Source organism: Rhodococcus sp. BH5 (assembly GCF_027583855.1).
Classification (GTDB): domain Bacteria; phylum Actinomycetota; class Actinomycetes; order Mycobacteriales; family Mycobacteriaceae; genus Rhodococcus_F; species Rhodococcus_F qingshengii.
The window spans coordinates 1-12215 of the sequence record NZ_JAJHVW010000022.1; the positions used below are offsets into that span (position 1 = coordinate 1).

A 12215-nucleotide genomic window follows, 5' to 3' on the forward strand; every position below is an offset into this window, starting at 1 on the left:
CGAATCCAAACGCTACCGACGACAACACAATCAGTGCTGGCCCTGGATTGCCGGGGTGTCCTCGACCGGACATGGTTCCTTCCGGGCGGCGAGCCTGCCCGGGCCGTCCCGTCGCGGCACCGTCCCGGCGCATCTGTTCGCCTACCAACTCGAATACGGCGTCATTCCGCGATTGGGATGGTCAGGCACCGACGACGAGGTTCTCTGTCACCAATGCGACTTCGCCGGCTGCACCAACCCTGCCCACATGCTGCTGGGAACCAATCGCACCAACCGAAGCGAATACGACCTCCGGCGCCGCAACATTTCCAGTCCACTCGCCGACGTCCGCGGACCCGCCGGCCGCACTCGCGCCATCGCCGACGCCATCCGAACCGGCATCGACCAGCTTGAAGACCTCGACACCATCGAGGACAGAATTGCCGAAGCCGAACAGGCAGGGCTGCCTTTCACATTGTGGTAACTCTGGGCCGAGGGCTCAGGTCTGCCGGCCCGAAAGTGACCACACAGACCCGGCCGTCGAGAAGCGTCCTCCCGGCCCCCGAACGGCAAGATTCCACCGATAGCTCAACCGATAGCTCAGTTGAAATCAATACTTTGCGAAGACTGTTCAGTTACCCGAAAACCACGCTTTTCGAAAGTTTTGACGCGCCCTATAAAGACGAGATCTGACGGTCCCTAAGGGAACTGAAAGTTCCAGCGCCACTTCTTTCTCGCTCATGCCGGCCATCGTGCGAAGAAAAATAATTTCCGAATGTTCCGGAGGTAGCCTCGCTAGAATATCAGAAACGTGGACCATTTCTAATTTATTCACATGCTGGCAAAAATCAAAAAAATCTAAAGACACTTCATTATATTTTAGCCGCTTTGCGGTGCGGATTGCTTCTCTAGCCGCAACTGTACGCACCCAACCGTAGAACGCCGCAGGTTCTTGCAGTCCCCGAACTCCGCGAAATATTGCAATAATCGCGTCCTGAGTGGCGTCTGCACTATTTTCTCGAGCGATACGCCGGCAAAGCTGCTCAACGAGCGGCAAAATATGATTAATGAGGGCTGTCATAGCCTCACAATCTCCGGAAGTCGCCTTGGACAGGACGATATCGATTGCGAAAGGAGGCGCGTCTACGGGAACAGGTGAGAGATGAGTCGATGATTTCATCGGTAGGCCAATCTGAGACGATAACAGCAATAGCAACTGAGAGATAGATTCCCTTTGGCCATTTTCCCCGTATCTCCACCTGCGCTACATTAACTTCATGGCAGTATTGCAATTATACTCAGATTAGAAACAAAATTTCCCGACCGTCTCGTGGATGGACTGTAAATCAGAAAATTTCTGCAACAGCAACGGGATTGAAAATTCCTATTTCCATATTTGGAGAATAGCTATTTTCGGGTCAGTAATTGACGAAAATATGATTTCCTCTCACGCCTTAAGTGTATTTCCGGTGCATAAACATGTATACAGCAATCGATTCTTGAAATCAATAGGTATGGCGACATTCACAATTGATCTGCATTTAATTCGGGGGTTATCGCTACTAAACAGGACTTCGGACTCTTGATCGCGACAATCCTCCTGTATGCAGTGATTGTTGTCACTTGATGAAGTGGAATGTTTGGAGCATCTTGCGACTCTTAATTAGTTCGGACTCTAATTAGTTTTGACACCAATTAGGTCGGTAGCGATAGAGCAGTTTCGTGACAGTTGTTAATGCGCTATGCCTCTCGATAAGGAGTAACCAGATGCTTATTTGTGGACTTAAACTCACTCACGACGGTGGAATTGCACTGATCGAAGACGGAACCCTTGTCGCTTCAGTTGAGATTGAGAAGCTTGATAACAATATGCGTTTTCAACCCTTAGATCGGTTAGAATTAGTGGAAGAAGTCATCGCTTCCGAAGGGTTCAATCTTGACTCCATAGATCAATTTGCCATCGATGGATGGTTCCCTGGCTTAAATCAAGATTCGAGACAGCCGATTCTGAGTGTAGTCCGCCAAGATACGCAAGTTCGACTGGCAGTCTCTCCATACTGTGAGCAAGACAGCGATCCAGTCCTTGCCAGACGAACATACGAAGGACTTCCATTAGGCGATAGGTTGCGCTCCTATACGAGCTACCATCACAGCGCGCAACACCTTATCGGAGCCTATGCTACTAGTCCATTTGCATCGAAACACAAGGATTCGTTAGTTCTAGTATGGGACGGAGGTATGACACCAACATTATACTCAGTCCAATCAGTTCCTTTCACCGTAACGCGTCTGTGCGAATTATTTCCACTTTATGGAAGCATTTTCGGAGACTTTTGTGGTGCGCTGCCAGTGTTCAAGTCGATTGAAAAAAGATCGACGATAATTTCTCACGCATCCCCTAGGAATCTGGATGTAGCAGGAAAGGCTATGGCCTATGCAGCCCTTGGTGAAGACCACAGCGATCTAGACTCTACGATCAGTAACATACTTTCGTCACGGAAATTGTCTTACACAATGGGTGATCACCTCGCCCGCACAATGCGGAAGTCCTTCCCGCAGCTTAGCGATGCCGATCTTGTATCGACATTTCAAGGGTATCTGGGGCGCAGACTGTACTCTGCCCTCGAAAAAAAGATGCGGGACGGTAATCTTCCACCTCGAATCTGCATAGCAGGCGGGTGTGCACTAAATATCAAATGGAACAGCCTGATTCGTTCCTCCGAGCTCTTTGAAGACATGTGGGTACCACCGTTTCCGAATGATTCGGGTGCAGCCTTAGGCGCTGCGGCTCTAGAATGGACTCACTACAGTGGCCGTCCGTTTATCAATTGGGATGTATACAGCGGACCCGGAATTCCGGCAGATCAAAAAGATCCTCAAGGTTGGATTTCCCGATTATGCGATGTGGCAGGCCTTGCAGAGATTTTACACAATGAAGGAAAACCCATTGTGGTATTAACAGGGCGAGCAGAACTGGGACCTCGATCTCTTGGTCATCGGAGCATCTTCGCCCCCGCTACCGATCCTCGGATGAAAGACGAAATCAATCGCATTAAGGGAAGAGAAAATTATCGTCCTGTAGCTCCTGTCTGTCTTGAACACCGCGCCCCGGATTTGTTCAGCCCGGGGACTCCGGATCCATATATGCTATTTGATCACCGTACTCGCGCAGATTGGATCGAGAGAGTACCAGCCATCGTCCATCTAGATGAAACAGCTCGATTGCAGACCGTTAATGAATCGCAATCATTATTTGTTCATCAACTTCTAACTTCCTATGAGAAACTTTCTGGAATACCGTTGCTATGCAACACCAGTGCCAACTACAACGGACGTGGATTCTTTCCTGACGTCGAATCCGCAGCGTCATGGAACCAAACCACCTCGATATGGTCAAATGGACGAATTTATCAAAAATGCTAAGAATTCCGAATTTCCAGCGACTTTTGATTTAGGATTTTTCGTAAACTGCATATAGGGATGGTGTGATGTTTGACTCCAACTGCGTCGGTAGACCACTTTCCGGTGCGCAGAAAGGGATCTGGTTTGCACAAAGCCTGGATCCTGAGAATGCTGCATATAACACCGGTGAGTATATTCAGATCGCCGGACCGGTCGATGCTGAAATGTTTGAGACTGCACTTCGGCAAACGATCGCGGAAGCCGAGTCGTTCGCTCTCTGCTTTGCTGATAGCCCAGATGGACCATTGGCGTTCGTTGAGGAAAATCGCGTCTGGCCCTTCCACTTATTAGATGTCAGCGCGGAGAAAGATCCCAAAGCGGCAGCCGACGCGTGGATGCGCGTCGATTTAGCTACTCCTGTAGATCTCTGTTCCGGACCGTTGTTTACAGAGGCACTGTTTAAGCTTGCGGATGACCACTGGATTTGGTATCAACGGGCTCATCATATTTTGCTCGATGGCTATGGTTACAGTCTTATCACCAAACGGCTGGCCGAAGTTTACTCGGCCCTAACTAGAAAAGAATCACCAGATGAGACGTCATTTTCGCGGTTGACCTGTCTGTACGACGAAGAAGAATCATATCTTTTCTCTAGTCATCATAAAGCCGATCGCGACTATTGGATACAACGCTTGGCTGATGTTTCCTCGGCCCCCAGCTTTACAGAAGCTATTGCTACTCCTGTAGGTAACCCGATTCACCTCAACATCTCGATTGACGATGCTCGTCTGGCGTTAATCGATAGGGCTGCCATTCGGTTAGGTGTAGGACGTTCTTCCCTATTTGTATCAACGCTTGCCGCATACATATTTCGCCATACTGGTTCCAAGGATATTGTGCTTGGTCTCCCTGCACTTAATAGATTGGGCTCTTCGGCCTTGAGGTGCCCCGGCGTGGCGTCCAACGTCCTTCCCTTTCGGATAAGTATAGATCCGAATATGACTGTGGGTGGGCTTGTAAGTTCAGTTACCAGGGAACTCCGTGCACTTCAAGAACATCAACGCTATCGAGTTGAAGATCTCCGGCGAGATCTGAAGATGGTTCGTGGTGACCGTCGACTGTATGGTCCGGTAATGAATCTGGTCCCATTCATCAATGAACACTTGTACGGCACAAGCGCCTCGACATTTCACCATCTCAGTAGCGGACCTATCGAGGATTTCAGCATAACTGTACGTCCTGGAGTTAACGGAACAGGTTTATCTATATCATTCCTTGCCAACCCGAAGCTCTATGACTACAATCAAGTCGAAAAGCATCAACAACGATTCATGCATATTTTCGATCAAATTGTCGATGCACCAGAAGATCGGCTGGTATCTCAGACCAGTTTGTTGCTTGTAGGCGAGAGTCTAAATTGCGGGGATCGATCGCCTATCCTGAGGTCGTTTTCCACACTAGTCAGCCTGTTCGAAACCCAGTCTTCCCATACACCTAATTCGATAGCCATTAAACATAATCAATCTTCGATGAGCTATGCTGAGCTCAACTCCCGCGCTAATTTATTGGCTCGATTGCTTATCGATCGAGGCGCTGGTCCTGGGAAAATCGTCGCCTTGGTCATTCCTCGTTCACCTGATCTAGTAGTAGCGGTACTCGCGGTTCTCAAATCTGGCGCTGGCTACTTGCCAATAGATCCGGATTATCCTCAGGAACGTATTTCTGCAGTTACAGCGGATGCAGAGCCACTGCTTCTCGTAACCGATCTCACCACGGCATCAATGCTCCCACCCTTAAATGCTGAATTCGTCTTCCTTGAAAACGTTACCAGTAATTCGGATGTCCCAAGCCAGTTGAGTGGTAACGTAAGCGATTTCGAGCGTCGCGGGCCTGTTAATGAAAACAATATCGCGTATATCATCTACACTTCTGGCTCCACTGGGAAGCCTAAGGGGGTGATGATTTCACACTCGAATGTTGTGCGCCTCTTCGAGAGTGCTGATATGCACTACAGGTTCAATAGTGAGGATGTATGGAGCTTCTCCCACTCGTATGCGTTCGATGTTTCCGTGTGGGAAATGTGGGGAGCGCTACTTTATGGCGGCACATTGGTGATAGTGCCATCCGATACTATCCGATCGCCCACTAACTTCCTTGCATTACTCCGTAGTGAACGGGTAACGATCCTTAGTCAGACCCCATCGGCATTCAAACAACTCATCTATGCAGACCAGGTGTCGTCCGATATTCAACCACTAGCTCTACGTTGGATCGTCTTCGCAGGCGAAGCGCTCGAGCCCGCTCACCTGTCCCCCTGGTTCTCGAAGTTCGGGGACGAAAATCCTGCTCTTGCGAACATGTATGGAATTACTGAAACCACGGTCCACACCACATTCCACCGTGTTACCCGTGATGCTTTCAAGAACCGACATGTCCGCAACTACATAGGAACTGGTCTAACCGGAATTGCGGTCTACCTTCTAGACCACTGCGCGCAGCCTGTACCACCGGGGTGCACAGGAGAGATATATGTCGCCGGTCCTGGGCTGGCGTCTGGTTACCTCAACCGGCCAGGACTATCCGCCGAGAGATTCGTCGCCAACCCCTTTGGTTTACCTGGGGAGCGAATGTACCGCTCGGGGGATTTGGCAAAGCGGACGACTACAGGAGTCTTGGAGTTTCTCGGCCGGGCTGACCGTCAAGTCAAGATACGCGGCTTTCGGATCGAGCTTGGCGAGATAGAGGCTGCTCTTGTTAGCCATCCTGATATCGCGCACGCAGCAGTCGTCGATACACACGTGGACCATGATCCCGACGGCAACCGAATCCTTGTGGGCTACGTTGTTCCACAACAGGGTTCGACCTTGAACTCTGCTGCTCTCAGGACATTTCTCGCCACGATTCTTCCTGATCATATGGTCCCTCATACGTGTATCACGCTTGAATCGCTGCCATTGACACCCAATGGCAAATTAGATACGAATGCATTGCCTGCACCCGATTTCTCCGCCAGCGCAGCTGGACGATTACCAGAAACAGCAGCTGAAGTACTTGTCTGCCACCTCTATGAAAAGGTTCTAGGTTTACCGGTCGATACAGTAAGCGCAGAAGCGAACTTCTTCGAGCTTGGCGGGCATTCTCTCATCGCTACTCGTTTAATCAGTCAGCTAAAGGAGGTGACTGGTGTCGAGATTCCTATGGCTGTAATTTTCTCCACGCCAAGTCCTTCCGAGATCGCAACATATCTTCCCGCTCGGATTGCAGAAAAACCAAGAGCGGCACAAAAACGATCCGCACGACCTTCACGGATACCGCTCAGCTCAGGGCAACTCAGAATGTGGTTCCTTAACCAGATGGATCCGAGTACCGCCACTTACAATATCCCGTTCGTAATTCGCCTCTCCGAGAGTGCTGATGAGGCCGCGCTAGAACTAGCAATAAAAGATGTTTTAGATAGGCACGAAAGTTTGCGCACACTACTTCCACACATAAATGGAGAGCCTTACCAAGAAATTCTGGAACCGGATGCCATTGGATTTCGTTTGCAAGTCGTGAACTGTCCCGCGGATGAGGCTACTGCATACATAACCAGCGCGGTGCGTCACCCGTTTAATTTGACTACGGATATACCAATTTGGGCCGAACTATACGATCATTCACAAGCTCGCGTTCTCGTTATCGTCATTCACCATATCGCCGCAGACGGTTGGTCTCTGCGGCCTTTCGCCGAAGATCTCTCCGTCGCCTACGGTGCTCGAGTTGAAGGTAAGTCTCCACGATGGGCACCGCTGCCTATGCAGTACGCTGATTATGCCTTGCAGCAAAGCGAAATGCTAGCTGAAGAGTGTTCAAATGATGGTCGCATCTCGCGCCAGCTTGATTTTTGGCGTTCAGCACTTCATGGCCTTCCTGACGAGCTCGAATTTCCTGTCGATGGAACACGCCCACAGAAGCCTAATCAAGATGGTTACGTACTAACATTCGATCTTGATGAGAGCCAGAGTCTCTCGTTGCAGCGGATCGCTGACACCTGCGGCACTAGTCTGTTTATGGTATTGCACGCAGCTCTCGTTGCACTGTTAAGTTGTTGGACTAGCACCACCGATATTATCGTCGGCACACCCGTTGCCGGCCGCACACGCGAGGTACTCAACGATATTATCGGGCTCGTAACCAACACAATTGTGTTGCGCACCGATGCTGGCGGAGACCCCGACTTCATAGAACTCCTCGGTCGCGTCCGAAAATTCACGTTGGCAGCTCTTGATCATCAAGATATCCCATTCGACCGCGTAGTAGAGGAAATCAACCCCCCAAGAATACCTGGAAGACACCCGCTATTTCAAGTTATGCTAGCTATGCAAAATAACAGTGAAGCTGTGTTGCATATCGGAGATACCTGCACAACGCTAACGCCAACCCCTACTGGAAATGTCAAGTTCGACCTATTTGTAGAATTTATCGAACTATACGGTGCTGATGGTTCTGCGAATGGCCTCAAGTGTCACTTCGAAGGAAATTCAGTTCTCTTCGGGAGCGAAATCCTAGCAGAACTAGTAGAGACTCTGCGCGAAATTCTCGTTGCCGTGTCTGAGAATGCCAGATTGCATCTCTCTGAACTTCCTACGCATTTCTCACCTACTGGCGGTGCCGAAAGTAAGGCCAAATTTGACGCAGCCGACCTTGAGCGCGCTGTCCTCAGACTGAGCAGCGTCCTTGATTGTAAAATCCTCTCATCAACGACTGCCTCAAATGGCCAAATTGTTTATATTGTTCCTAGTCGGCCGAATGCTACCGAGCAAGTTGCACAGCTGATCGAAAAAACTGTTTTCCCGGATGATATAAAGACGCGGATAGTTCCAGTTTCCAACCTGCCTCGATCCGCAAATGGAAATCTAGACATCCCCGCACTTCGCAATTTGCCTCTAATTGATGCTGATTCAGCAGAAGAGCTAGAACTATTCCTATCTAACTTGCCTGGGATCGAATCAACCACAGTCCGTTTAGAGGAAACCCCAGAAGAAATCGGTTATATACATGTTGGCGCCGGTAGTAGCCGAGATTCATCTCGAATCCAGCTCGCCAGTACCCCTGTAGATACGGCCCCAGCCGTGAGTGAAGGGCCTCCTCTCCCGCTGATGTCCGTAAGCACATGGACAGAAGCATTGCGCCTTGCTGCTACGAACGACTCTCCGACGAGAATCATCCATATAGATGCTGATGGAACAGAGACTCGATGTGACTACGCTTCACTAAGTGACGAGGCGTCCTGCGTTCTCAACGGACTACGCGCACTGGGACTTCGTCCTGGTGATCCTGTGATTCTTCAATGTGCGGACACCAAGGAGTTTCTTGGTGCACTGTGGGGCTGCATCTTGGGTGGCTTCGTCGCCGTGCCACTTACAGTTCCCACCTCATACGAGTCCGGCTCTGCGGCGATCACCAAACTCGAGGGTGTTTGGCGGATGTTAAACCATCCGTGGATCGTGGTCTCCGATTCAATCGAACCTGCATTGCGCCAGGTTGCCGACTGCCGCGGTTGGGAAGGGTGTCAAATTGTGGCGATAAACGTCCTTCGCCAACAACCACCGGACTTCAGCTGGCATACAGCAGAACCCGATGACCCCCTCCTGATGCTTTTAACTTCTGGCAGTACCGGGTTGCCCAAAGCCGTACGGCTCAGCCACCACAATGTACTCACGAGATCAGCCGCAGCCTCCGCGATGAACAACCTCACTGAACACGACGTTTCACTCAACTGGATCCCGCTGGATCACGTCACCGGGGTGGTGATGTTCCATTTGCGTGACGTCTATCTTGGCTGCAGCCAGATCCATGCCCCTACTTCCTGGGTCCTCGCAGACCCGCTGCGCTGGATGGAATTGGCTGACAGATACCGCGTTAGTGTCACGTGGGCCCCAAACTTCGCCTTCGGCCTTGTCAGTGAACATGCTCGGCGGGCGAGGCACCGCGCCTGGGACTTATCCTCTATTCGGTTGATCATGAACGCAGGAGAAGTTGTCGTCGCAACGACTGTGCGCCGTTTCCTGAAAACTCTTCATCCATTCGGTCTTTCTCAGGAAGTAGTTCATCCTTGCTGGGGTATGTCTGAGACATCTTCAGTAGTTACCGACACCACGCTGTTACCTGAACCAGTCGCTGAAGAGCAACCGTTTGTTAGTTGTGGCCTGCCCTATCCTGGTTTCAGCATGCGGATCGTTGACGATCAGGGAATTCTCGCTAACGAAGGCGAAGTCGGTCGACTTCAGGTACGTGGCACTACAGTAACCACTGGCTACCACGAAAATAATGAAGCAAACGCCGAATCTTTCACATCCGACGGGTGGTTCGAAACCGGCGACCTCGCCTTTCTGCGCGATGGCGAACTCTATATCACTGGCCGCGCAAAAGATGTCGTCATCATCAATGGAACTAACCACTACAGCCATGAGATAGAAGCCTGCGTCGAGGAACTTCCGTTCGTAGAGAGGTCCTTCACCGCCGCTGTTGCGGTACGAGCCGACCTGTCGTCCGACACTGATGAACTAGCCATTTTCTTCAGCTTAGCTGCGGCTAGCGACTCCGATCAGGAGTTGACACAAGCGCTACGTACCTTACGGGGCAAGGTCACACAGGAACTCGGGATCAGCCCGTCCTATGTCGTGCCCTTAGATACAGCGGCCATACCCAAGACTGAAATTGGCAAAATCCAGCGGACACAGTTGCGCAAGCGATTTGAGGCGGGCGAGTTTGACGCGACAGTCCAACAAACACAGATACTTCTTGGCAATACCACAGCCATACCGAACTGGTTTTTGCGCCCGGTCTGGCAACGCGCCAATCTTGGACATCGCACTGGCGCACTTCCGCGGCACACACTGGTCCTAGCCGGATACGAATCAGCCTCGGCCGACGTAGCCAACACACTCGCAAGTCAGTTACGCAGTATGGGTACTTTGTGCACAGTTGTTTCGGCCGCGAAGAAGTACGTGCGAAAAGATGCTGGCAACTACTGCATTCGCCTCGATTCGCCGGAAGATTACATTCGACTGTTGGATAATCTGGAGTCGGACCGACGTCCACTCGACGCGGTGGTTCATATGACAACATTCGGTACTCGCTGCATCGATCCTGACAACCTTGAGGATCTGCTCGATGCTCAAAAAATCGGTGGGGAGAGTTTACTCTGCTTATCGCGCGCATTAATTGCTCGGCCGAGAACAGACCGCGATCTCGTCCTATGTATCGTATCGTCGGATACTCGTGCAGTACTTTCCGATGACTTACCCACGTATGCCTTCGGCGCCATCGACGGCCTACTTGCGAGCCTTAGAGAGGAACATTCCTGGATTCACACTATTCACCTAGATTCGGATAATTCGTCAACAGCCCGTACCGCCGAATCAATATTCTCAGAAATTGTAGCGCCAGCTACCGATAGGGATATCGCTTATCGCGGGGATGACCGATGGGTACGAAGACTCTCCTCGCTGCCGCATGCTCCAGTCCGCAAATATTCCTTTGATACCAACGGATTCTATTTGATCAGCGGCGGCATTGGTGCAATCGCCACCGAGCTTGCTGAACGTCTGCTGTTATCTGTCCCCGGGATCCGGTTGTTACTAATTGGACGCACAGAACTGCCTTCCCCTGAAAGCTGGGAGAGAATTCACTCGGAGGGCAGCTCAAAAGCTGATCGACTTGCAAATCTTAAACGTCTACGCGAGCTTGGCAATGTCTGGTACGAATCCGCCGACATCACCGATTTGGCGCAAGTTCGCACTGTAGTCGAGAATGTATCCAAAATGTGGGAAACTCCACTTAGTGGAGTAATTCATCTTGCAGGTCGTTTCGACCTGCGGACCATAGATGATTACAATATTGGTGCCTGGCGCGAAGCGCTGGCAGCCAAGGTAATAGGCGGCTGGGCGTTGCACCGCCTGGCCTCAAGTCAGCCTGGTGTGACCTTCACGGCGTTCTCTTCGATAAGTGGATTCTTCGGCGGATCCATGGGAAGTGCTTATTCGGCGTCGAACACATTTCTCGACGCACTGGCAATTCACCGCCAGCGATCCGGGCTTCACGGTTGCAGTATGGCCTGGAGCATGTGGGATGAGGTGGGAATGAGCGAAGGACATAAGTTCAAGGATTTAATCGAAGCGCGTGGCTACCGAATTCTTGATGCTAACTCAGCCTTGAATTCATTTGAGTTGATTTTCAATCAGGAGGAGCCTCATGTACTCATCGGGATCGACCGTGGTGTACCGTCCGTGCGCAGCCAAGTCCTAGCAACGCCGCGACCGACACTTCGATTTGAAGCACGAGTTGCGTTTGCAGACGGAGCCGACATTGGAGAATTCTATCGGTCCGCCGTTGCCGCTGTTGAAACAACAGATGACTTGGTAATCCGTGCTGCGGGAATGCCTGCGGTACCTACGAATATTCGGACGGTAGAAGTCGCGCCTACTGCGGAGCGCCAGCAACAGCTGGAGGAGCTACTGACACAGATTTGGCGTCAGGTTCTTAACCGCGAGCGTGTAGCGCTGGAGGAGAACTTTTTCGATCTTGGTGGTCATTCACTTCTACTTGTCCGCGCGCAGTCAGCTATCAGCATCGAACTCGGTTATAACCTGAGCTTGCTCGATCTTTTCCGATACCCCACTATCCGGTCCTTAGCGCGACACATTGCTGCAAATGGTTCGTCGATCAACTCGCAGAACACTTCAGCCCTCGAACCGGTTGCAGGAAATGCAACTGGAATGGGTCGTGCTAGGCAACAGGCCGAACGGCAACGCGTCGCACGTGCCGCGCGCCACACCAAAAGTTAAGGATAC

Annotated in this window: 4 protein-coding genes; 3 read left to right on the plus strand and 1 reads right to left on the minus strand. The window is 51.1% G+C overall.

The features are described from left to right. On the plus strand, nt 1-463 hold a 463-nt coding region (locus RhoBH5_RS29950), incomplete at its 5' end, for a hypothetical protein (RefSeq protein ID WP_270009205.1). A gap of 147 nt (nt 464-610) precedes the next feature. Here RhoBH5_RS29950 and RhoBH5_RS29955 read toward each other — a convergent pair. After that, the gene (locus RhoBH5_RS29955) at nt 611-1060 is read right to left on the minus strand and encodes an RNA polymerase sigma factor (protein ID WP_270009206.1); all 450 of its coding nucleotides are present in this window, start codon (nt 1058-1060) and stop codon (nt 611-613) included. A gap of 686 nt (nt 1061-1746) precedes the next feature. Here RhoBH5_RS29955 and RhoBH5_RS29960 point away from each other — a divergent pair. Continuing rightward, complete coding sequence (locus tag RhoBH5_RS29960) at nt 1747-3402, plus strand: carbamoyltransferase N-terminal domain-containing protein (protein WP_270009207.1); 1656 nt, start codon at nt 1747-1749, stop codon at nt 3400-3402. A gap of 65 nt (nt 3403-3467) precedes the next feature. Continuing rightward, nucleotides 3468-12209, plus strand: a complete 8742-nt coding sequence (locus RhoBH5_RS29965) for a non-ribosomal peptide synthetase (protein ID WP_270009208.1) — start codon at nt 3468-3470, stop codon at nt 12207-12209. The last annotated feature ends 6 nt before the right edge of the window (nt 12210-12215 follow it).